This window comes from Hyunsoonleella ulvae, assembly GCF_016827605.1.
Classification (GTDB): domain Bacteria; phylum Bacteroidota; class Bacteroidia; order Flavobacteriales; family Flavobacteriaceae; genus Jejuia; species Jejuia ulvae.
Genome location: NZ_JAEPJQ010000009.1, coordinates 59,146 through 82,142, shown reverse-complemented (window position 1 = coordinate 82,142; position 22,997 = coordinate 59,146). Strand labels below are relative to the sequence as shown.

Genomic DNA, 22,997 nt, shown 5'->3' with positions numbered 1-22,997 from the left:
ATTAACTTAGTTTTTCTGAGGCTAACTTTACGGCTTCTTCAATACTATTGTAGGAAGCACATCGGCAAATATTACCATTCATGGCATCTCGAATTTCTTGTTGGGAAGGATTGGGGTTTTCATTTAAAAAAGCAGAGGCCGTCATGATTTGCCCCGCTTGACAATACCCACATTGTGGTACGTCTACAGTTTTCCATGCTTCCTGTACGGGATGGCTACCATCTTCTGATAAGCCTTCTATAGTGGTAATTTCAACATTTTCAGCTTGAGATACTTGTAATAGACAACTACGCATGGCAGTACCATCTACATGAACCGTACAAGCACCACATTGCCCAATACCACAACCAAATTTTGTACCTACCAAGTTAATTTTATCTCGTAACACCCACAATAGCGGTGTATCTGCATCTGTATCAACAGCATGTGTTTTTCCATTAATTTTTAAGTTGTATGTTGGCATAGTTTTAATTTTTTAATAAGGTATAAAAAATTTGTAGGCCATTATACCAATATTTAAATATTTAACAATCGATTAACTAAGTTTGATATTACGAAAATCCAGTACAGAATTCCAAAGCACGTTTTTCGTTGTAGTAGAAGTTCTTATTAGCAATGAATCCAACATGACCGCCATAATTTGGCATTTCCAAATGCAAATTAGGGTTTACCTTTGCTGCTTTAACCGGGAAACATTCTGGAGATAAAAACGAGTCGTTTAAGGCATTAATAATCAAGGTTGGAGTTTTGATATGTTGAAGAAATTGAAGGCTAGAACATTTTGCATAATAATCCTCTGCATCTTTAAAACCATGTGCTTTTGAGGTATATACATTATCAAAATCCAACAATGTTTTAACAGCATTTAGATCCTCTTTTCTTAATTTTTGAGGAAAACGCTGTTGTTTTTGTTTTAAACGTTTTAATAAATGCCTTAAGAACCTATCGTGATACAAGCGGTTTTTAAATTTGTGTATTTCTTTTGAAGCACCAGATAAATTACAAGGTGCAGATACTGCTATAGCTGCTATTACCTCTTTAGGAACAGCATCTCGCTCGCCCAAATATTTTAAAATGATGTTTGCACCAAGGCTAATACCTTTTAAATATATCTCTGTATATTTTTTATTTGAAATTGCATGGGCAATAACCTCAACTAAATCGCCCGTTGCACCAGAGTGATAGCTGTAATAAAACCGATTGTCTTCGCCACTGCACCCCCTAAAGTTAACACAAACCGCATCAACGTCATTGTTATTAAATAATTTTGCAGCACCAGTAACATAAGGACGTTGAGCATGTCCTTCCAGTCCATGCAGCAAAATAATGAGTTTATTGGTTTTAGATTTAGCGTAACTCCAATCTAAATCCAAAAAATCGCCATCATTAAGTGTAATTCTCTCGCGTTCTTGGTCTATCTTTATTTTTCTAAATAATCCGGAATAGACAGTGGCTATAAATCCGTTTTTAAAAAAGAATGGTGGTTTGTACTTGGATTCTACTACAGGCATCTTCTAACTAACTTCTACATTTGAAAATTCAAATTTCAATCCGTTAAACAACCCTTTATCACTTAGTTTTAAAGATGGAATTACTAATAACGCCATAAACGACAATGTCATGTATGGCGCATTTAAGGTACATCCTAAAGATTTTGCCATACGGTCTAATTCGGCATATTGCTGTCCAATAGTTTCACCATCTTTATCACTCATAATACCAGCAACTGGCAGCGAAATAATATGTTCTTTTGAATTAGACACGGCACAAATACCACCTCTGTTTTTAATAATTAAATTAACTGCTTTACAAATCGCCTCATCTGAAACCCCTACAGCAATAATGTTATGGGAATCGTGACCAACCGAAGAAGCAATGGCGCCTTCTTTTAATCCGAAGTTTTTGATAAAGGCTATGGCTGGTTTTTGATTTTGATAGCGATTTACTACAGTTATTTTTAAAATATCATTATCAATATTCGATATTAAATTACCATTTTCAACGGTAGCTTTAGCCATTAGCTCATTGGTTACCAATTGTCCTTCTAAAGCTTCAATAACTCGAATTTGTTTTGAGGTTGATGTAAATTCAAAATCTGATACATCTTTAGTTTCACAATTGAAATTGTTTAGATTTTCAAAAACAACGCTTTCAATTTTTGAGGTGTTTTCTGTAAAAACTAATGTACCATCAATATACGTTTGAAGTGTTTTAAAATGATTTAAATCTTCTACTACAATACAATCAGCTGCATCTCCAACTTGTAGCAAGCCAACTTCTAAGTTATAGTGTTTAACTGGGTTTATACACGCTGCTTGCAAGACTTTAAACACATCAATTCCTTTTGAAACTGCTCTTGTGCATAATTGATTGATATGCCCAAGAAGTAAATCATCTGGATGTTTATCATCACTACAAAACATCATATGTTCAAAATGCTCAGGAAGCAAATCGATTAAAGCTTCAAAATTTTTAGCAGCACTACCCTCACGTATTAAAATTTTCATGCCTTTTTCGAGTTTCTCTAAGGCTTCTTCATAGGTAAAACATTCGTGGTCGGTTATGATACCTGCGTTAATGTATTTTGTAATATCGTCTCCTCGCACTCCAGGAGCGTGCCCATCAACAGGTTTGTTGTAATATTTTGCCCAAGCTATTTTTTTTAGCACCTCTGCATCATCAAAAATTACGCCTGGGTAATTCATCATTTCTGCGAGATACTTTATGTCTGGGTTTTCCAATAAGCTTTTAATATCTACTGAATCTATTACTGCTCCCGCCGATTCAAAATTAGTAGCTGGTACACAAGATGGTGCACCAAAATTGAATTTAAATGGTACTTGTTTTCCGTTTTCAATCATAAATTCTACACCAGCCACACCTAAAACATTGGCTATTTCATGCGGATCTGAAACAGTGGCCACCGTACCATGTTTTACGGCAACACGCGCAAATTCTGAAGGCACCAACATAGAACTTTCTATATGAATATGTGCATCTACAAACCCTGGCATAATGTAATGGTCTACATCATGTGCTTTCTCCACAACAGCAGCTATTTTACCATTGGCTATGGTAATTTCGCCTTTGTAAATGCGTTTATTTGGGATGTCTACTATATTTCCTAGTAGTTTCATTGTTATAACCTATAAAATATTAACGAAGTTACGAGGTTATTTTTTGGATAAAAAAAAAGAACTAAACTTTCGTTTAATTCTTTTTTGTCTGGTGTATTAACTTCTATTTCCAAGTTACAATATCGTCAATTGATCTTCTGGATTTGGCATGAGGTGGTGCGGCTTTTCTATACCCAAAAGCTACCATATAAGACATACCATATTTACTAGTATCTATTCCAAATTTATCTTGCAATAAGGCTTCTGTTTTTTCTTGATGAAATCCTTCAATCGGGCAACTATCAATACCATTTAGTGCAGCGGCCGTCATCATATTTGCTAATGCGATGTAAGTTTGCTTAGAAGCCCAATCAAATAATTTTTTATCGGTATCTAAATTAAAATCTTCTTTCTGAAAATTTTTATAAAACCCTGAGTACATCTCTATCACATCTTGCGGAAACTGCTTTACATCTTTCATCATGTGCATGATATAATCTGAGTCCCATTTCGTCATAGGTGCTTTCATACTTAAGCCTAAAATAAAGTGACTTGCGGTATCTAACTTTACGGGAGCGCCCCAAGCTACTGGTTTCAATAACTCTCTTAAGTCTTTATCTTGTACTACTACAAAATGCCAAGGCTCGAAACCAAAGGAACTTGGCGATAAATTTGCCGTTTTTAGGATAAAATCTATATCGGCTTTTGATAATTTTTTAGTAGCATCAAACTCTTTTGTAGCATGCCTGTAATTAAATGCGTTTAAAATAACTTCTTGTGAAATATTTGGTTTTTCCATGTTTTATATTTTTACTATACTTTTTATAGTTGCAAACTTAAGTATAGTATTTTATCTTTGCAATAACGGTCATAAATGATAGTGCTATAAAACTTAAATTATGTATACTTTTAAAGGTAAAACCTACCCATGCTGTACTAGCTTAACCATGGGCATTATTGGTGGTAAGTGGAAAACGGTAATTCTATATCATTTAATTGATAAAACGTTGCGATATAACGAACTTCGCAAAACAATACCATCGGTTACTGAACGAACGTTGAGTTTGCAATTAAAAACTTTAGAAAACGATGGCCTTATTAAGCGTAAAGTTTACACCTCTAAACCACCTTTAAAAGTTGAATATAAATTAACTGATTTTGGTAAAAGTGTTATTCCGTTAATTCAATCTATTATTGATTGGGGAGAATATGTTATTGAAACACAGATGGAAACCTAGTATTATTATTTTTTGTGTAGCGTCCTGATTCGTTAATTGTAACAGTTAATCTAATTGAATTTTAAGTATCAGCTTTGTATTTTTAGTCACTTTATAACGCTCATCGGCTCGCCTACCAACTACCCAAACAATAGCATCATCATCGGTACACAGTAACCATGTGTTTTCTTTATCTAGGAGTGACAATTTTTCGTCTTTAAAATACTTGCTTACCTTCTTTTTACCTTTCATCCCTAAGGGATAAAATATATCGCCTTCTTTCTTTTTCCTTAACAGTAAAGGGTATTTTAAGGTATCCTTATCTACGTAAACTACGTTTTGCTGAGTTTTTGAAATTTTATTTACCACATCAAAATACAATATTCCAAATGGGGTTTCCTTTTGTGTTTCATCTTCTAAGACACTAATAGTATTTGGCGTTTCTGCGCCTTTAAACGGACTTAATAATAACTGATCTCTGTTTTTTATAAGCCGATGTGTATTGGAGAATACTTGTTTTCCTGTTTCGGCATCCAATAAATCTACCAAATCATTCCATTGGGTAAAACCAAAGCTTTTAAAGACCTCGAACATATAAGCTTTGGGATTATTTACCTTTTTAAATTCTGAAATTTTAAAGGTTATAAAATGCTCGTTCATGGTTTCGATAGCACGCTTTAATACAGCATTAGTGCTTTCTTCAACAATATCTGCAGTATCGTTTAAATTTTCTAGAGTGGTTTGAAAACTCTGCAATAAACTTGGATTGATTTCTTTAAGAATTGGTACGACTTGATGCCTTAGCTTATTACGAAGGTATTTAACTGATGCGTTACTACTATCGTCTCGCCAATTGATGTTTTGCGCCTTGGCGTAGCTTGCAATTTCATCACTTGAGAATGGCAATAGCGGACGCACAAATTTGCCATTAATTTCTGGTATTCCTGTTAAGCCTTCCAATCCTGTACCACGCGTAAAGTTGATTAAAAAGGTTTCTAAATTATCATCGGCGTGGTGCGCTGTTAAAATATAGTCGAATTTTAATTGGTCTGCTAATTCTGTAAACCAATTGTAACGCAGTTCCCGCGCTGCCATTTGTATGGAGCGTTTGTTATGCTGTGCATATTTTTCGGTATCAAACCGCTGGGTAAATACTTCTACTTCTAAATTTTTAGCAAGTTCTACAACAAAGTCTTCATCAGTATCACTTTCGGCACCTCTTAAATTGAAATTGCAGTGCGCTAAAGAAATACGTAACCCCGCGTGATGACAAAGGTGTGTTAACACCACACTATCTATTCCTCCAGAAAAGGCTATGAGTAGTTTACTTTCTGTTAAAAAGGATAATCGTGTATTGATATGTTTTACAAATATATTTTTGATAGTCTAGATTTTCAGTTTATCAAACATCTCGTAAACCTCATTTTTGCCTGTATCATCAACATAAGACAATATAAATATAAGTGCAAAATTATTCTTGGTCGTTATATAGTAGTCTTGCGTAACAACTATCTCATTAAAGGTATTTTCTAAACGCACATAAACAAAATCCTGAGAGCCTATTTTTATACTTTTCTTTTCTTCTATAAAATTTATTTGCATTGCTGTTTGTAATAAAAGCTTTTTAGAAACCTCCAAATAATCTTCATTAGTTTTTACCCCAAAAGCATTTTTGAGATTTTCAGCATTTACTATTATAGAAGGATTAAATGCTACATTGGTTCCTGGTGCTTCTCTAAATGCAGTAAATAGTTTTGCCAGATTAATATCTGAAGCTTCCAAACTTTTTCTTAATTTTTCATTTTCTCCCGTAGCGATCTCTGTACCGAGCTTATGAAGTCTTTCATTTTCCTCATTATCAAGAACATACCAATCTGATTTAACAGGAAAACTAAATTGAAAAAACATGTTTTTATATGTGTTATTTTCAATTTTACCATAATCAAAAGACTCTGGGACATTTACTTCCTTTTTACATCCAAAAGCAAATAAAAAAACTATTACAACGTATACTATTTTTCTCATAATTAAATTAAAAGTTATTCTTTTATTTTTCCAAAACCTCACGCATGGCCTTGGCTTTTACTAAACATTCCTCGTATTCTTTAAGGGGGTTACTTTTAGCTGTAATAGCACCTCCTACAGAGTAAGAAATATATTGTTTCGTGCTGTTATATAATATACTACGAATCACTACATTAAAATCAAAATTACCATTTGGCGTAAAATAACCTATCGCACCAGAGTATATAGCTCGTTTAGTTTCTTCTATATCCTCAATGATATGCATCGCTGAAATCTTGGGCGCTCCTGTCATACTTCCCATGGGAAATGTGGTTTTTAAAATATCTACAGGATGTGTTTCTGGTGTTACTTTTGAAGTGACTGTAGAAATCATTTGATGTACTTGATCAAAAGTATAAATTTTGCATAACTCTTCAACCTTAACACTACCTTTTAAAGCAGTTTTTGAGAGATCGTTGCGCACCAAATCTACTATCATGATGTTTTCGCTACGCTCTTTTTCATCATTCGCTAGGGCTTCTTTTAGTTGCTTATCTTCTTCAGGATTTTTAGCGCGTTTTGATGTGCCTTTTATAGGCTGAGAAATAACGGTTTGTGCTTCCTTTTTTATATAACGCTCTGGCGAAGCGCATAACACATATTTATCGTATTGTTTAACAAATGAGGCGAACGGCGGATTTGAAATAGCATTGAGATTCTGATAAGTTTCCAGGGGATTAATGCATGTCCTCTCAGCATAAAACTCCTGACAAAAATTAGCCTCATAAATATCGCCTCGATGGATATGTTCTAGAATTTTATTGACTTTTTTAAAATACTCATCTTTATGAATTCGTAGTTTTATTTTAACATCGCTACATAGATTACTGCGTTGCGATTGCCCACATTTGCCAATAACCTTTAGATCTGTTTGAAGTTCATCATCTACATAGTTTAAATACTGAATGGTTACCTGATTCCCTTTAATCAAAAACAACTTTTTAGGTTGAAAAAAATACAGATCAGGAAACCCTAAGCCATCGTAATTTTTAGAGTTTAAAGCCTCTATATCGTTTTTTAAATCATAAGTGAGATAACCAAACACCCAATCGTTTGTAGTGGTTTGGTATTCTTTTAATTTTTCAAAACTATCTTTATAATCGGTTTGAATGCTGGTAAAGGCATCTACTGCTAAAACCGCATCGTAACTTGTATATTTTTGTGCGTAGTTATTGGAATCTAACCAAACTACATCGTCAAACTGCTGTGCCCAAATCAATAATTGTTGCTTAAATATTTTAGGGCTTTCTAATTTATGAATGTAATTTGTCCTCAATAAAAAGTATTAAAAAGCAAAGTTACTTAGAATCCTTAAAAAATTAAGACTTTTGTACAAAATACCTTTATGATGGTTTCAATTAAAAACGACAAGCTTAAAATAGCAGTAAAAAACATAGGTGCTGAACTTTGCGAAATTAGCAGCCTAAAACATAATACTCAATTTATGTGGGATGCCAACCCTAGTGTTTGGGGTAGTTTTGCCCCTAACTTATTCCCTATTATTGGTGCTTTAAAAAACAACATCTACAATTTTGAGGGTAATACATATACTTTACCAAAACATGGTTTTATAAGACATAATAAGGCTATTACATTGATAGAGCATACCGAAAATAGCCTAACCTTTGCATTAATATATAACACAGATACTTTAAAGATATATCCGTTTAAATTTGAATTTCAAATCACATTTAAATTGATTGATAACAACATTAAAGTACAGCATACTATTAAAAATAGCGATGATAAAACTATCTATTTTTCTCTTGGAGGACATCCTGCTTTTAAATGCCCAGTGTTTGAAGGCGAAACATACGAAGATTATTATTTGGAATTTGAACAACCCGAAACCTCTAAAATCCATTTGATTGATATGTCTAATGGTATGATTTCAGATGACACAAAGTTAATGCTCAATAATTCCAATATACTAAGGCTTACACATGAGTTATTTGAAGCTGATGCTCTAATATTTAAGGATTTAAAATCTAGAAAAGTTACTCTAAAAAGCAAAACTCGTGGTACAATCTTATCGGTAAGTTATCCTGATTTTAACTATTTAGGTATTTGGGCAAAACCTACCGGTAATTATGTATGTATTGAGCCTTGGCTTGGTATTGCCGATGCTGTAAACACCAATCAAGATTTTAAAACCAAAGAAGGTATCATAGCCCTTCCAAAAAACGAAATCTTTAAAGCCTCATACACTATAGAAATAGATAACACGCATTTAGTATAAACTAAATAATTAAGGCTAACTTTGTCCACAAATAGCAACACTGTGACGTTTCAAGACTTAAACCTTAATACACCACTTTACAACGCCTTAGATGATTTGGGTTTTACTACCCCAACGCCTATCCAGGCTGAAGCCTTTAGCGTAGTGGCCTCTGGTAGAGACGTTGTTGGGATAGCCCAAACTGGTACGGGAAAAACTTTTGCTTACATGTTGCCTATTTTACGCAACTTAAAATTTTCTAAGCAGGATAATCCGCGTGTATTGGTTTTGGTTCCTACTCGCGAATTAGTAGTGCAAGTGGTTGAAGAGATTGAAAAACTATCCAAATACATTAACAATCGTGTGTTGGGGGTTTATGGCGGCACCAATATTAATACCCAAAAACAGGCTGTAGCTCAGGGATTAGATATTATTGTGGCAACTCCAGGGCGTTTGTATGATTTGGCTGTGAGTCGTGTATTGCAATTAAAATCCATTCAAAAATTGGTCATTGATGAAGTAGATGTGATGCTAGATTTAGGGTTTAGACATCAATTGATTAATATTTTTGATATTCTGCCTGAACGTCGACAAAACATCATGTTTTCAGCAACGATGACACAGGATGTTGATGCCTTGATTACAGATTTCTTTAGAAACCCAGAGCGGGTTTCTATTGCTGTTTCCGGTACACCTTTAGATAATATTGCGCAACACCGATATAATGTGCCCAACTTCTACACAAAACTTAACTTATTAGTGCATTTGTTACACAATGAAGACACGTTTAATAAAGTGTTGGTTTTTGTAGCTTTTAAACGCATAGCGGATCGTTTATTTGAAAAACTAGACGACTATTTTAAAGAAGAATTGTGTGTGATCCACTCCAACAAAACTCAAAATTACCGTTTACGGAGTATTGAGCAATTTAAAGAAGGTCATAATCGTATTTTGATTGCAACCGATGTGATGGCACGTGGTTTGGATATTGACAATGTTAGTCATGTCATAAATTTTGATACTCCCGATTATCCTGAGAATTACATGCACCGTATCGGTAGAACAGGTCGTGCTGAACGCGAAGGAAAAGCATTGGTGTTTTCTACTGAAAAAGAACAGGAAGCGATTAACAATATTGAACAGTTAATGGGAATGAAAATCCCTGTTATAGAACTACCTGATGTTGTCGAGATTTCTACAGAATTGATTGAAGAGGAACGCCCACAAATAAGAGAACGCAACAACCCAACAAAGCGAAGGGATGAAGACGCTCCTGGACCAGCGTTTCATGAAAAGAAAGCTAAAAACCAAAAGGAGAACTTAGGCGGAAAATACCGTAGGGAAATTGCTAAAAAATATAAAAAGCCTAAAACGAGAGGGGATAAAAATTATAATAAACGGAATAAGAGGAAGTAAGTCGCAGTGTTCAGTTACAGTTTGCAGTGGTTTACGTTTTTAACATTCAACGTTTTAGTTTTCTTTGATATTTAAGTTTGGCTATGGATTCCTGCCTCCGCAGGAATGACATACAACAACAACTTAATTTTTGAGATGTAACAAAAAGCATTAATTCTAACATACCTATTACCTTAAAGCTAATTACCCCAGAACAACGCTGTCATTCCTGCGACATGTGCTGAACTCGTTTCAGTAAGGCAGGAATCCACTTTACTAAAAAACTCGATAATAAATAAAAACATAATTTTAACTTATGTACCTTAAAACTTATTTATTACTTTAACTAAGTACCATACTGTCATTCCTGCGAAGGCAGGAATCCATCTTTATTAAACAAAATGCACAAAAACATACACCAATACTACCTATATATACTTTCAAACAAAAAGAACGGAACCTTATACATTGGTGTTACAAATGACTTAGAACGCAGAATGTTTGAACACAAAAACAAACTCGTTGAGGGTTTTACTTCAAAATACGGATTAGATAAACTCATGTATTTTGAATCTTACCAATATGTGAATGATGCCATAAAGCGTGAAAAAAATATGAAAAAATGGAAACGTCAATGGAAAATAAACTTAATTGAAGAAGAGAATCCTAATTGGAATGATTTATCTGCGGATTGGACCTATTTGATTGAATGATCTTATTGTGGATTCCTGCCTGAGTAGGAATGACAGACAATAACAATTTGGTTTTTTAGTTATAACAAAACTCTAATTTTGTTTACCTATTACTATAAATTCCTCTATTTCAAATAAACACAACGTTGTCATTCCTGCGAAGGCAGGAATCTATTTTTTATCATAAAAACTCAATGTATAATAGGACGTTATGAAGCACTAAAAAAATATAAAAAAGGGAACGTCAATGGAAAATTAATTTAATTGAAGAAGACAACTCCAATTGGAATGATTTATCTGCGGATTGGACGTATTTAATTGAATGATCTTATTTTGGATTCCTGCATGCGCAGGAATGACAAATAATAACAATTTTCCTTTTTAGATATAACAAAACTCTAATTTTGTTTACCTATTACCATAAATTCCTCTATTGCAAATAAACACAACGTTGTCATTCCTGTGCAGGCAGGAATCTATTGCACAATTCAAATGCTAGCCTGTTTTTTAATACACGTCTTTCTAACTAACACACCTGCATACTAAAATCAGTTTTAGATTATTTGAGGTTGAGTCTTTGCGAATTTTTTACTTACTCGAAATACCATTGGTTGGAAACTAGCGGTAGCGAGGGGCAGTACTTATTCTGAAATGTAACTACCGAAAATCTCAATCATTTTATGCCGCCAATTTTCTGGAATATCTTCCCAATTTTCTCCCCAAATTTGAGTCTGCTCAAAAGCTTTGAATGGCTTTTCGTAATTCGCTTGATATCCGATTTCATCTTCGACATTTTCGTACATCTCAACTATTCTACCATTTGTGCCTACAGCATCTTTAATGGGTTGATTAAACTTTACTGCTCCTTTAATTCCATTATCTCTATCGTGAACTACAATTGGTTTAATGCCCATAGATGTTAAATATTTTACTAAACCAATAATAGCTGCTTTTCCTCTGGCTTTTAATACCTCAAAGTTTGAAATAATTCTCAAATACTTTTCTTTAGGCAATCTTGCTAAAGACTCTCTTATTAAAATATCTTCTGTGTCTCCTTCAATTATAATGACATTATTGGTATAAAATGCTCTAGAAATATAATCATCAATCTTTAGAAGCATTTTGACATATGACTTATCATCTTCTTGTAGTTCTAAAAACGCATTTGATACTGAAAATGTACTGCTTTTAACTGACTTTTTATTTCGTATAAGTCTGTTCAATACTTGCTTTGGTTTTCTTGAAATATCAATTAAAAATGGTGAATGAGTTGATGCCACGATTTGAGAATTCGAACTGCTTAATTCATAAATAGCATCTCTCATTTGATTTGCAGCACTTGGATGTAAATAAATTTCAGGTTCTTCGAAACAAATAATTAGTGAGCGATTATGTTCATCTTCTCTGTCAGATAGCCATTTTTGTCTAAAGCGTAACATTCCAAAAACCGCAGCTCGAACCATACCTGTTCCTTGATTTTCGACTGATGTTTTTATATTACTCGACATTTCAATATTAAAGCTTGGTTTCAACGCTTTATTTGGGTCGCTTAAGTCTGTAGTCGCGTGTAATTGAGATTCAGGAAATACTTTTGTCAAAACTGAATTTAAATCAGTCATCATTTTACCAAATTCCGACGTGTCATCTTCTGGGTCTAATTCCTTTGCAAGTTTTTCTAAATGTTCTTGAGCGTTTTTGAAATTATCAGAGTTTTCTCTTACTACTTGAAAAAGTTCGTTTAATGTTTTACCTAAAACACCTGACGTATTCCCTTGTATTTCATTCATAGAAGTGTCAACAGGAATTAGTAAAAATCTTGGTAACATTTTTAAAACATTACCAGGTATTCCACCTGGATTTTGAAACCAAGTATCTTCGTCAACTATATCCCATATTTCATCAAGTTGCTCTAATTTTTCTAACGCTCCTTTGCTCTTACCAACGTTCTTATCCAATTCTGGAAAAAACTCGGAAATAACTTCCTCCAAAATTCCCTTATCTATATAATCTTGTGGCTTTTTACAGTCTTCAAATTCGGCTTTTAGGTTTCGTATTTTTGATTTAAACTCGATTACCACATCTTTACCTAATTCATAGGTTTTTTTGTATGTTACTGAAAGACCTGTTTCTGTTTCACTTTCGTACTCAAAAATTCTTCCTTTAAATCCTCTCCAAGTCTTTGATTCTTCGGGTAAGTTTCTAAATTCAGCTTCAAAAATAACTTTGGTTGTTTGAGGTTTTGTTTCTCCAGTTTCTTCGTCAACAACCGAGTAATAATCTGAACTTGGTAATGTTTTGGTTGCCGAAAGCAAAACACCAATGGCTTTCAGTATTGAACTCTTTCCAGAATTATTTTGTCCAATTAAGAATGTGGCATCTTCAAGATAAATTTCTATATCCTCTAGTCGCTTAAATCCTTGTATTTTAAATCTATGCAGTTTCATTCGTATTGCGCCTAACTTTAATGATACGACGTCGTTTTAATGACTTATATCAGTCGATACTGAAACAAGCTCAGCACAGGTAAGCGAAGCTAGAATTTTCTCACTTAAAAATCAATAAGTACTTATACTTAATTGTAAACAGTTATTAACAAAAAAATCCCTTTTCAATCCCGATAACTATCGGGAGAAAAGAGGTTTTAAAGTTAATTGATTGATGAAATTATATTAACGCCATTAGTTTTTCTGTAATACTTTTAAAATAATAATGCCAATTCTTGGTAATATAAAAGTAACCGCACCAAACACAGTTGTTAAAAATGATACTTTTAGTCCTGCCGCCATCGTACCCGAGCTTATATCCCCAACAGCATTTACGGCATCAAAAGCGGCAATCATGCCTATTATTGAGCCTAAAAACCCTATTACTAATCCTAGAATACTAACATCCGAAGCCAATCCTGTCATTTTTTTGGATTTACTCAAATCTCTTTTAAGGTTTATAAATGCTATAATTACAAAGGCTAGTGTCAGCAAAAGACATATTAAAATAAGTGACATAAAAAAGGAGCCTCCCTCCATAAAACGTTTTACTAATTGCGAAGAAGCCTCAGTGAATACTAATAAAAAAATAATATACATAGTTATAAATTTATTGTTTTTTAGTTAAAGTATGGGATTCTCCTGCCTGAGTAAAGATTAAAGTTTTATTTTCCAAATCAAACTTGAAATGAATCCCAAAATTTTCATGTACAAATTCATTGTACGCAATAGCTTTTAAATCGAACAACGTTTCTGGGTTTGGCCCTCCTTTTAGTACATTACCATTTGCTATAAAAGTAAATGTAAATGGCTTTTTCTCCTTACCTTGCACACCTCCATAATTCCCTGTACATTTCAATACTTGTTCTGCTGTTAGCTCTATAGCCTTTGCTTGGGTTTTGAGTTTCAATAAGTCTTTGTTTTGACTAGCAAAAAAAGCATTAGCTCCAATATCTGTAATTGAATAGTTCAACATATTTGAAAGCACTAAAACCGTTGTTTTTTCATTTGGTTTATATGAAATCTCAGAGGCAAATCCATCCATACCTCCTCCATGACCCAAGGAATGCTCATTAACAAATATCCCACTTCCATAAGGAATATATTTCGCTGTAATCATATTATCAAGGCTTTTTTCTGATATTAATTTGCCTGAGAATACTTCATCATAAAATGTAACCAAATCATAAGGTGTGGCTACAATGGCTCCTGCTCCACCTGGATTACTCATATTAGTTTCTTCCTGTTGTACATACATACCATTATTTAATTTGTAGGAATGACATTCATTATTAGATATATCTATTTTACCACCATAATAAGTGTTTTTCAGGTTTAGTTTATCAACTATCCTCTTTTCAAGTGATTTTGCATAATTCCTCTTATCTATATCTTCAATAATGTATCCCAAAAGAATAAAATTAGTATTGGAATATTCGCTCTTAGTTCCAGGCTCAAATACTTTAGATTGTTTAAGCATTCTTTCTAACATCTCCGCTCTGGTTGACTCTTCCCTAATCCATATATTAAAATCTTTGTGTTTAGCAACTTCATGTAGTCCACTACTGTGGTTCAACATGTTTTCAATAGTAATATTCTCAGAATTCAGTATTTGCGGAAAATACCGTGACAACTTATCTGTTAACCTTAATTTACCTTCTTCAAATAATTGGTATATCATAATAGCAGTATAGGTTTTAGTAATAGAAGCTATTCTAAACTTAGTTGCATTTGTAATTGGCGTCTTGCTACCTTCTAAAATATGGGCATACCCCACCTGTTTTTCATAAATAACCTCCCCATCCACAGCAACCGCAACGGCTCCCATAAATTTATTTTTACTTGCTAAAGTTTCAAGGTAAGTATCTAATTCATCAAACTTATTATGTTGAGCATTTGATAAATTGAATATGAAAAGGAAAATAAATAGTACATGTTTCATGTTCACTCTTTTTATAATTGATAGTTGCAAATTTATCCAGCTTACTCTTTGAAAAATTAGAAAAGAGATAGACAACCATTTTAGATGTGGATATAACCAAATGTTAAACTCCGCCCTAAATAGGTTATCCGTCTCTAAAATTCTTGGATACACCAAATTTCCACTATTATTGTACTTGTGTTTTCGCAACGTTTCATATTAAAAAAAATAGGACAGATACTTTTGCATATCATATTTTGGTATGGCATTCTCTTATTTTACACCTATTTTTTTGGTGTTGATAGTAGTGACTACAATTATGTTAAGGATTTTTCATTCTTTTTAATGCCTATAACCATTGCTACAACTTATGTGTTTATCTATAAAATAATACCTGATTATTTAATTACTAAACGTTATATTTTATTTGGACTTTATAGTCTTTATGCTTTTATAATTTCGGCATATCTAATCGTTATATCTGTATTTTATGGCTTGATATATCTCTCAAATTTCCAATACACAAACATGGCTCCTATTAGTAAAAGTTTACTTTTTGTTGGTGTTAGTGTGTATTTAGTAGTTATTGTTGTTAGTGCTTTTAAACTTCTTAAATTGAATCTAAAACACTCTGAGGACACGAAAAAACTAGAAACCAAGATTTTAGAAACTCAATTAAAACTTAAAGATCAAGAGTTGAATTACTTAAAAATGCAGATTCATCCGCACTTCCTATTCAACACCCTAAATACTATGTATGGTTTTGCTTTAAAAAAAGCAGATGAAACACCGGAGATGATTTTAAAGCTATCCAATTTACTGGATTATTTGTTGTATCAGGTAGATAAACCTTTTGTGGCTTTAATAGATGAAATTAATCATATTGATGATTATATTGAATTGGAAAAAATGCGCTTCAATGACACGCTTCAGGTAAACTTCAACACAGAAAATATTTTAGAAGATACTAAAATCGCCCCTATGTTACTTATTCCATTTATTGAAAACAGTTTTAAACATGGCAATTTAAAACAAGGGGCACTTCAAATTAATATTAAACTATTTTGTAAAAACGATACTATCTTTTTTGAAATTGAAAATTCGACCAACGCCAGTCTTACATCAGAAAATGGTATTGGTTTAGAAAACATAAAGAAACGATTAAACTTATTATATAAAGACAAACACCATCTGGATATTGAAAATACAAATGGATTATTTAAAGTACATTTAAAACTCATTACCAAATAATGCCACAAAGCAAAAACATATCGTGTATTATAGTAGATGATGAAACCATTGCAAGAGAGGTTATTGCAACACATTTGGCCAAAATACCTAACATACAAATTACTGCAAGCTGCAGTAATGCCATTGAAGCTTTTAATGTACTAAGAACCTATACCATCGATTTGATATTCTTAGATATTAATATGCCCGAAATCTCAGGTATATCTTTTGCCAAATCTATAAACAAGGATACAAAAATAATTTTCACAACAGCCTATCGGGATTTTGCTGTTGAAGGTTTTGAGCTGCAAGCGGTAGACTATTTGATGAAACCTATTTCATTTGATAGACTACTTAAAGCAGTTAACAACTATTTTAATATTTATTCTAATAATGTATCCACTGAAATAGAACATTCAAACACGAACGATTTTATGTTTGTGCGTGCGGATAGACGCATGATTAAAATAGATTTCGAAGCTATAATCTACATTGAAAGTTATAGTGATTATATAAAAATTCATTTGGCCAACAAAACCATTGTTACTCGAGAAACCATAAGCGCTATTGAAGCTAAATTACCTAATGACCGTTTTTTAAGAATACATCGTTCTTACATTATTGCTTTAAAGCATATTACTTCTTTTACCAATGAGGAGATTATTATTAATGACAAAGCTTTAACAATTAGTAGAACCTATAAAAAGGACGTTTTAGAGGTTTTAGAAAAGTATTAGTTAAATATTCCTGTCTTTGGTTCTAAAGTATTTGGCGCCCAAATCTTGATATCATCAAATTTACCCGTGTCATCGAAAGAGCCAAAACCTAGATACCCTGATTTAAAATGAGTATCTGTAGCAGTCATTATGGGTTTGGTCATATCATCAAAATAAATTTCAATAAGTCCTTCTTGCGTTTTTCTAACTATTCTAACGGTATGCCAAGAATCTTCTGCCCCCCAATTGGTACCATCAGTTCTTTCAGAAGCTATACTTTTTCTGGGCTCATCGTTCACTATAAAGATAGAATTAGCATGCGCATCAGCTTTAGACGCTATATGTGTATAATAAAAATTTGAAGCATTGTTAATACCAAATACTAAACATAAATCTCTATGAGGGTATTCTCTTCCGTTTTGATTTAGTTTTATTTCAAAAATAAAATCTCCAACTAAAACCTCCTTTATTACGGCTATATTAAAAGGCGATCTCACTTCTGGTTTATACTCGCTTTTACCAAAAAGCTCCATACAATTACCATTATTCCCTTTTGAAATACGCCAAACGTCATTATCAGTCGTTTCTAGAGTATTAATAGCTTGAGGTTGCTCAAAATCATGAGTGTAAACCAATTTATAATTATCTGGAATCGTAGCTTGGGCTTTTACAGGTATACTCAGCCCAAATGTTATTATACTAAAGTAGATGAATCTCATAAAATAAATGTGTAGAGCCAAATTTATCACAAAAAAATCCCTTTCCAAAATAATGGAAAGGGATTATGTCATGTAGAGAGCCGTTTTCGTTACTCAGAAAAGTAACCAACCAAATTTTAACCCTAACTTAAAGTTAATCCTGAATACTTACTTGACTCTCTACAATATCTTTAATTGGTACTATTATTTTACCTGTTTTTGTTTTTAATGTAACTGATATACTATTTATTGTTTCCACCTCTCCTCGTATATCGTTGAATTCTATAACTTGACCTATTTCAAATAATTTTCTTGTATAGAAGGTATTTAACAACTTTTCTATTACATTTCTTGCTCCTAAACCAAACGCTATTGCAAAAGCTAGTAAGAATGCTGCGAGTATCATTTTTATGTTACTCGTAATGATTTCTGTGTTGATTTCTGCTTGATTAAGTGCTGTTATGGTTATTAATACCATTAGCAACATAAACACCAACTGACTTAAAAATTTACCGCCAGATAGTTCCATAGAATCAAATAGGGACTGCAACGACTTTTTTACAAAATTCGCAAATAACAATCCAAGGATAACAATGGCTAAAGCTGTAAATAATTTTGGCAAATAACCTATAAGGCTGTTAAGGCCTTCTGAAACCATGGTAAGCTCTAGAATATCTGCAACTATAGAAACTAGGATGATGTAAGATATCCATTTTACTATTTTTACAATGATATCTACTAACTTGATATTTAGTGTTTTTCCTTCAGATAGTTCAATCTCATTAAGTTTATCTCCAAGTTTATCTACATTGGCTTTTTTAAGGATCTTACGTAAAATATTCGTAAAAACTTTTATCACTATCAAAATAATGATAATAAGTGCCAAAACCCCAAGTATTTTGGGGGCAGAACCTGCAATACCTAGCCATACGTTTTGCAAAGACTCTTTAAGTTGTACTATAAAATTCATTGTTAAAGGGTTATAATTGGTTACTGGTTGTTTTTATCTCTTTTGCTAATAACAGTTTCTATAACATGACTAAAATTATAGGAAAATAATGCCGCTAAATCCATGATAAGCTTCGCTATGGCAATATCTGTCATTACCTTAGACTTTAACTCTGGCGGAACCTCCCTAAGCGGCTGATTTATTTGTTTAAACGGATTTTCCATTGTTATTAGTTATCGGTATAAACCTGTACAAGTTTATCCTTTGCTCTTTTAATTCTCATTTTAACTGCACTCTCTCCTATTCCTAATGCCGACTCAATTTCCTTTATGGTTAAATGGTCTTGGTACTTTAGCAATAGTATCATTTTCTCGTCAGGCGATATCAATTCCATACATTTTTTCAACTTGTCTACTCGCATGCTAAGAAATTCTTTGTCATCAATCTCATGATCAGACACATTTTCTATATCTTGATAATCAACAGATTGTTTTTCTATTTTTTTGGCTGTATTTCGGGTTACATAATTAACGCAATGATTATAAGTGAAAGCATATAACCAAGTGGAAAATTTAGACTTCCCTTTAAAACTAGCCAATTTTACAAACAGTTTTAAAAATACATCTTGGGTTAAATCTTTTGCTTCATCTTCATCTCTAGCAAACCCATAACATTTATTATATACCAGCGAGGCATATCTATCATAAAGAATCTCGAAAAGCAATGTATTATTGGTTTCTACAATTGCTTTTACCAGATCTTCGTCTGATTTATTACTAATTTCTTCTAGGGTTTTCAAAATAGCTTTATAGCTAAATAATAGTTGACATTCTTATGACCCCTGTATTTTTAAAAAGTCACTCGCCCCGCAAAAAAAAGAAAAAAAAATTTCATGTAAAAAAAACCTCATTAAAACATACGTTTTCCATACTAAAAAATTAAGTAAAACCTGTTATATAAATACTATAAATTTTACTGAAATATATAAGTTTCCTCTACTACTTGCACTAATCTAAAATATCCGAAAGCGTAATTATCTGGATTGGAAGGGTTAAGAACATTACCTTTTAGCCTTGCTGGAACGGTTCCAAATGGGTTTTCTGCATTTTCGTATTGATCTATCAACAAGTCTATGTAGTTAAAGTATTGTTTAGAAATGCCATGAAATTTAATATGAGCAACATCCCCTTGCTCAAACTCTTCAAAGCCCAAATCTTCATCCTCTTCTTTTTCAAAAAAGACTTTCATTCTATTACCATCTGTAAACTCATCTGGAATAGCTAATAATTCGGGCAATAAATCTCCTTCTTCTTCAAACCTGAATAAATAAAAATTCTCCTCTCCTGGTGGGTCATTAAAATAAATATCAACTTCCAAGGCTTCATCGTTAAAACCTCCTATTCTTGCTTGACTTATCTCATCAATGTCCACAACCGGTGTCATGGTTTCTTCTGCGACATAAGTCTCTCCTTCGTGATTGATCTCCAAAGTATAAGTTTGATTCAGTACAGGTACAAAAGTTGATGTTCCGTAAATACCATTACCTTGGTGTGTAAATTGAAACTCTTCATTAGTAGTAGTATTTGTAACACTAACTGAAGCATTTGTTACAGCTGTATTGCTAAGGTTATCAAAAAAAGGGGTAGACGTGCTTATTTTGATAAATTGCTCATTACCCTGCGTATTTTTTTCCCAATCTATCGAAGCTTCTACAACTAATCTAGGTGGTGCCTCTGGCACATCAACATCAACAACATCAGTACAAGAAAATGTACAAATTAGAATAAAGACTACTATTTTAAATATTGAATGCTTCATGATTTAAAATTTAAAATTATATGATACTGAAGGCACTACACCAAAAATAGCGGTTCTAGTAGCCTCATTAGCACCAGTTTCTCTATTTTGTCCAAAGGAAATTGAAGCTGCATTTCTGCGATTATAGATGTTATAAATACCAAACACCCACTCGCCTTTCCATCTTTTATCTGGTTTTCTATTTGGTTTGTAAGTAGCCGAAACATCAATACGATGGTAATCGGTTAGCCTACTTGCGTTTCTATCTGAAAAATTTGCAATATTTAAACCTTCATAAGTATATTGACCATCTGGATAGGTTACTGGACGTCCTGTTTGATAAATTAAATTGGCACCAAAATTCCATTTATCATTTAATTTATAGCTCCCTGTTATAGATACATCATGTGTTCTATCTTGAGCAGCATAATACCAATTACCATTATTAATTCCAGGTCCGCCGGCAGCACCTCCAGGAGTTCGTTGTTCTGCTTTTGAGATCGTGTAAGCCAACCATCCTTTAAAATCCCCTTTTGTTTTTCTTACAAGAAACTCTAGACCATAAGCCCTTAATTCTCCATTTAAAATTTCAGTCTCTATCGTATTTTGTCCAATTAAATCTGAGCCATCAACATAATCGATTCTGTTATCCACGGTTTTATAATAGGCCTCCACCTCTAATGAGTATTCTTTATCGTTAAAGTTCTTAAAATACCCAATGGCATATTGATCTGACAGTTGTGGTTTTATAAAACGTCCACTTGGTGTCCAAACATCCAGCGGGGTAACGGATAACGTGTTAGATAATAAATGTATGTATTGTGCTGTATGGCTGTACCCAGCTTTAACCGACGATGTTTCGTTTAATTGATACGCTAAAGCTAAACGAGGCTCTAAGTTTCCAAAGGTTTTTATAGTCTCATTCCTTGCAAAATTCGTTTCTCCTATTGCATTCCCTTCTTCGTATACACCAAGAGCTTGGTTGTAAACAATTGGCAATCCATTTTCATATTCTGTTAAAGGTTGTCCACCTTGCCTTATAAAATAACTATAGCGTAAACCTGCAGTAACTGTTAATTTATCTGAAAACTTGTATTCCGCACTTGCGTATATTCCATTTTCAAAGGCTCGTTTTTGGTCTAGTAGCAGAGGGTTAATTGATGAGGTCTCTGAAGTAGGGTTAATTTCTCCTGGGTTAAAATCATAGTAAATGGCACTAAAACCAAAATCTAGTTGCAAATCATTACTTTGATAGTAACTTATATCGTACTTGATATTATAATTGGTAATTTCTGAAATCCAATCAAACTCAAAAGATTTAAAATCTAGTATATAATCGTAGTCACTATATACAAATGATAAGTTGGAAAACACTTTGTCACTAAAAATATGGTTCCACCTTAAATTACCTGAAGCATTACCATAACCACTATTAAAATTAGCTCCAAAATTGAATTCATCCCTCCCGAAATAACCTGATAAAAACAACTTATTTTTTTTATCGATATTGTAATTTGTTTTTAAATTTAAATCATAAAAATAGGCTGAATTATCTTCTCCAGAGGCTTGCAGAAACAAATGTGCATAAGATCCTCTGCCCGCTACTAAAAAAGAGCCTTTGTCATTAAATACAGGGCCTTCGGCTGAAAGCCTACTAGATATTAAACCAATACCTCCATTAAGCTCAAAATTCTTACTATTGCCATCTTTTTGACGCACATCCAAGACAGAGGACACACGGCCACCAAAACGTGCCGGAATACCTCCCTTATAAAGTTTTACATCTTTTATAGCATCTGCGTTAAACACCGAGAAGAATCCAAATAAATGTGAGGTGTTGTATATGATTGCTTCATCTAAAAGCACCAAATTTTGATCGGCAGCTCCTCCTCGTACATTAAATCCTGCAGAACCTTCAGCACCACTTGTAACTCCTGGTAACAATTGTATAGATTTTATAATGTCTACCTCTCCCAAAACCACTGGCATCTGCTTAATAGTACTTACTTTTAGTTTAGAAACACTCATCTGCGGCGACTTAATATCAAGACGCTCTGATTCCTCAGCCACAATAAGCACTTCTTCTAATTCTGTTGAAGCTTCTGCTATTTCAAAATCTATACTTTGATTGTTGTTTAAATTGATTTTCTTATTAGAAGTGGCATACCCCACATAAGATACTATGAGATTATATTCGCCTGCTTCTGCCGTTATAGAATAAAATCCATACTCATTTGTTATTGTCCCTATTGTTGTACCTTCTAAAAATACCGAAGCACCAAAAAGCGTTTCCCCATTTGAAACATCTGTAATTGTACCACTAACGGTATGCTTATTTTGAGCTGAGAGTAATACTGAAAATAACAGTACGATTTGAAAACACAATAGTTTTGGGTACACCATAAAACAATTTATAAGTCACAAAATTACACAATAACATTTATTTTGTTTGAATAAAATGTTAAATTATTAAACAAAAAAAGACGAACTAAATTTAGTTC

At 33.1% G+C, this 22,997-nt stretch carries 22 protein-coding genes; 6 read left to right on the top strand and 16 right to left on the bottom strand.

The genetic code is table 11. The features are described 5' to 3' along the window. Position 1: 1 nt before the first annotated feature. The 4 genes from JS605_RS16950 to JS605_RS16935 all read right to left on the bottom strand — a co-directional run bounded on the left by JS605_RS16950 (position 2) and on the right by JS605_RS16935 (position 3,915). Entirely contained in the window at positions 2-463 is a 462-nt protein-coding gene (locus JS605_RS16950) for a (2Fe-2S)-binding protein (RefSeq protein WP_203258918.1), read from the bottom strand. Between the two features lie 88 nt (positions 464-551). Then, complete coding sequence (locus JS605_RS16945; RefSeq protein ID WP_203258917.1) at positions 552-1,511, bottom strand: YheT family hydrolase; 960 nt, start codon at positions 1,509-1,511, stop codon at positions 552-554. 3 nt (positions 1,512-1,514) lie between these two features. After that, entirely contained in the window at positions 1,515-3,137 is a 1,623-nt protein-coding gene (ade, locus tag JS605_RS16940) for an adenine deaminase (RefSeq protein WP_203258916.1), read from the bottom strand. Between the two features lie 103 nt (positions 3,138-3,240). After that, positions 3,241-3,915, bottom strand: coding sequence for an NAD(P)H-dependent oxidoreductase (locus JS605_RS16935; RefSeq protein ID WP_203258915.1), 675 nt, complete (start codon positions 3,913-3,915; stop codon positions 3,241-3,243). A gap of 100 nt (positions 3,916-4,015) precedes the next feature. Here JS605_RS16935 and JS605_RS16930 point away from each other — a divergent pair, with 100 nt between their 5' ends. Further along, positions 4,016-4,354, top strand: coding sequence for a winged helix-turn-helix transcriptional regulator (locus JS605_RS16930; RefSeq protein ID WP_203258914.1), 339 nt, complete (start codon positions 4,016-4,018; stop codon positions 4,352-4,354). A gap of 45 nt (positions 4,355-4,399) precedes the next feature. Here the strand turns inward: JS605_RS16930 and tilS are convergent, their stop codons facing one another. Genes tilS through pabB form a run of 3 tightly spaced genes read right to left on the bottom strand, consistent with a single transcriptional unit; the run spans position 4,400 to position 7,673 of the window. Further along, positions 4,400-5,716: a tRNA lysidine(34) synthetase TilS gene (gene tilS / locus JS605_RS16925; RefSeq protein ID WP_203258938.1), complete on the bottom strand. Its 1,317-nt coding sequence runs from the start codon at positions 5,714-5,716 to the stop codon at positions 4,400-4,402. A gap of 3 nt (positions 5,717-5,719) precedes the next feature. Further along, on the bottom strand, positions 5,720-6,358 hold the full coding sequence (locus JS605_RS16920) for a hypothetical protein (protein WP_203258913.1): 639 nt from the start codon (positions 6,356-6,358) through the stop codon (positions 5,720-5,722). A gap of 22 nt (positions 6,359-6,380) precedes the next feature. Next, complete coding sequence (gene pabB, locus JS605_RS16915; RefSeq protein ID WP_203258912.1) at positions 6,381-7,673, bottom strand: aminodeoxychorismate synthase component I; 1,293 nt, start codon at positions 7,671-7,673, stop codon at positions 6,381-6,383. Positions 7,674-7,745: 72 nt separating this feature from the next. Between pabB and JS605_RS16910 the strand changes: the two genes are divergently transcribed. From JS605_RS16910 to JS605_RS16900, 3 genes are all read left to right on the top strand, one after another. Continuing rightward, complete coding sequence (locus JS605_RS16910) at positions 7,746-8,636, top strand: aldose 1-epimerase family protein (RefSeq protein WP_203258911.1); 891 nt, start codon at positions 7,746-7,748, stop codon at positions 8,634-8,636. A gap of 42 nt (positions 8,637-8,678) precedes the next feature. Continuing rightward, complete coding sequence (locus JS605_RS16905; protein WP_203258910.1) at positions 8,679-10,031, top strand: DEAD/DEAH box helicase; 1,353 nt, start codon at positions 8,679-8,681, stop codon at positions 10,029-10,031. A 380-nt stretch (positions 10,032-10,411) separates the two neighbouring features. Beyond that, a complete protein-coding gene (locus JS605_RS16900) occupies positions 10,412-10,723 on the top strand; it encodes a GIY-YIG nuclease family protein (RefSeq protein ID WP_203258909.1) in 312 nt (103 codons plus the stop codon). Positions 10,724-11,343: 620 nt separating this feature from the next. Here JS605_RS16900 and JS605_RS16895 read toward each other — a convergent pair. From JS605_RS16895 to JS605_RS16885, 3 genes are all read right to left on the bottom strand, one after another. Then, entirely contained in the window at positions 11,344-13,146 is a 1,803-nt protein-coding gene (locus JS605_RS16895) for an AAA family ATPase (protein ID WP_203258908.1), read from the bottom strand. Between the two features lie 234 nt (positions 13,147-13,380). Then, positions 13,381-13,629: a MotA/TolQ/ExbB proton channel family protein gene (locus tag JS605_RS17595; RefSeq protein WP_239000393.1), complete on the bottom strand. Its 249-nt coding sequence runs from the start codon at positions 13,627-13,629 to the stop codon at positions 13,381-13,383. A 166-nt stretch (positions 13,630-13,795) separates the two neighbouring features. Continuing rightward, positions 13,796-15,127 (bottom strand): serine hydrolase domain-containing protein, encoded by a 1,332-nt coding sequence (locus tag JS605_RS16885; RefSeq protein WP_203258906.1) that lies wholly within the window; start codon positions 15,125-15,127, stop codon positions 13,796-13,798. A gap of 222 nt (positions 15,128-15,349) precedes the next feature. Between JS605_RS16885 and JS605_RS16880 the strand changes: the two genes are divergently transcribed. Together JS605_RS16880 and JS605_RS16875 are read left to right on the top strand one after the other, a co-directional pair. After that, the gene (locus tag JS605_RS16880) at positions 15,350-16,357 is read left to right on the top strand and encodes a sensor histidine kinase (RefSeq protein WP_239000392.1); all 1,008 of its coding nucleotides are present in this window, start codon (positions 15,350-15,352) and stop codon (positions 16,355-16,357) included. Further along, the gene (locus JS605_RS16875) at positions 16,357-17,073 is read left to right on the top strand and encodes a LytR/AlgR family response regulator transcription factor (RefSeq protein WP_203258904.1); all 717 of its coding nucleotides are present in this window, start codon (positions 16,357-16,359) and stop codon (positions 17,071-17,073) included. The genes JS605_RS16880 and JS605_RS16875 overlap by 1 nt, the downstream gene beginning before the upstream one ends. Here JS605_RS16875 and JS605_RS16870 read toward each other — a convergent pair. From JS605_RS16870 to JS605_RS16845, 6 genes are all read right to left on the bottom strand, one after another. Then, positions 17,070-17,771, bottom strand: coding sequence for a hypothetical protein (locus JS605_RS16870; protein WP_203258903.1), 702 nt, complete (start codon positions 17,769-17,771; stop codon positions 17,070-17,072). The two genes, JS605_RS16875 and JS605_RS16870, sit on opposite strands and share 4 nt — an antisense overlap. 133 nt (positions 17,772-17,904) lie before the next feature. Beyond that, on the bottom strand, positions 17,905-18,720 hold the full coding sequence (locus JS605_RS16865; RefSeq protein ID WP_203258902.1) for a mechanosensitive ion channel family protein: 816 nt from the start codon (positions 18,718-18,720) through the stop codon (positions 17,905-17,907). A gap of 20 nt (positions 18,721-18,740) precedes the next feature. Continuing rightward, positions 18,741-18,923: a hypothetical protein gene (locus JS605_RS16860; RefSeq protein WP_203258901.1), complete on the bottom strand. Its 183-nt coding sequence runs from the start codon at positions 18,921-18,923 to the stop codon at positions 18,741-18,743. Between the two features lie 5 nt (positions 18,924-18,928). After that, positions 18,929-19,498 carry an RNA polymerase sigma factor gene (locus JS605_RS16855; RefSeq protein WP_203258900.1) on the bottom strand — a complete coding sequence of 190 codons (570 nt, stop codon included), beginning with the start codon at positions 19,496-19,498 and terminating at the stop codon, positions 18,929-18,931. Between the two features lie 173 nt (positions 19,499-19,671). After that, positions 19,672-20,517 carry a DUF4249 domain-containing protein gene (locus tag JS605_RS16850; protein WP_203258899.1) on the bottom strand — a complete coding sequence of 282 codons (846 nt, stop codon included), beginning with the start codon at positions 20,515-20,517 and terminating at the stop codon, positions 19,672-19,674. Between the two features lie 3 nt (positions 20,518-20,520). Then, positions 20,521-22,899 carry a TonB-dependent receptor gene (locus JS605_RS16845; RefSeq protein WP_203258898.1) on the bottom strand — a complete coding sequence of 793 codons (2,379 nt, stop codon included), beginning with the start codon at positions 22,897-22,899 and terminating at the stop codon, positions 20,521-20,523. Between the last annotated feature and the right edge of the window lie 98 nt (positions 22,900-22,997).

Coding starts and splice junctions, on each gene's coding strand:
- JS605_RS16950 (WP_203258918.1), bottom strand. CDS start 463: ATGCCAACATACAACTTAAAAATTAATGGAAAAACACATGCTGTTGAT.
- JS605_RS16945 (WP_203258917.1), bottom strand. CDS start 1,511: ATGCCTGTAGTAGAATCCAAGTACAAACCACCATTCTTTTTTAAAAAC.
- ade (WP_203258916.1), bottom strand. CDS start 3,137: ATGAAACTACTAGGAAATATAGTAGACATCCCAAATAAACGCATTTAC.
- JS605_RS16935 (WP_203258915.1), bottom strand. CDS start 3,915: ATGGAAAAACCAAATATTTCACAAGAAGTTATTTTAAACGCATTTAAT.
- JS605_RS16930 (WP_203258914.1), top strand. CDS start 4,016: ATGTATACTTTTAAAGGTAAAACCTACCCATGCTGTACTAGCTTAACC.
- JS605_RS16920 (WP_203258913.1), bottom strand. CDS start 6,358: ATGAGAAAAATAGTATACGTTGTAATAGTTTTTTTATTTGCTTTTGGA.
- JS605_RS16910 (WP_203258911.1), top strand. CDS start 7,746: ATGGTTTCAATTAAAAACGACAAGCTTAAAATAGCAGTAAAAAACATA.
- JS605_RS16900 (WP_203258909.1), top strand. CDS start 10,412: ATGCACAAAAACATACACCAATACTACCTATATATACTTTCAAACAAA.
- JS605_RS16895 (WP_203258908.1), bottom strand. CDS start 13,146: ATGAAACTGCATAGATTTAAAATACAAGGATTTAAGCGACTAGAGGAT.
- JS605_RS16885 (WP_203258906.1), bottom strand. CDS start 15,127: ATGAAACATGTACTATTTATTTTCCTTTTCATATTCAATTTATCAAAT.
- JS605_RS16875 (WP_203258904.1), top strand. CDS start 16,357: ATGCCACAAAGCAAAAACATATCGTGTATTATAGTAGATGATGAAACC.
- JS605_RS16870 (WP_203258903.1), bottom strand. CDS start 17,771: ATGAGATTCATCTACTTTAGTATAATAACATTTGGGCTGAGTATACCT.
- JS605_RS16865 (WP_203258902.1), bottom strand. CDS start 18,720: ATGAATTTTATAGTACAACTTAAAGAGTCTTTGCAAAACGTATGGCTA.
- JS605_RS16860 (WP_203258901.1), bottom strand. CDS start 18,923: ATGGAAAATCCGTTTAAACAAATAAATCAGCCGCTTAGGGAGGTTCCG.
- JS605_RS16850 (WP_203258899.1), bottom strand. CDS start 20,517: ATGAAGCATTCAATATTTAAAATAGTAGTCTTTATTCTAATTTGTACA.
- JS605_RS16845 (WP_203258898.1), bottom strand. CDS start 22,899: ATGGTGTACCCAAAACTATTGTGTTTTCAAATCGTACTGTTATTTTCA.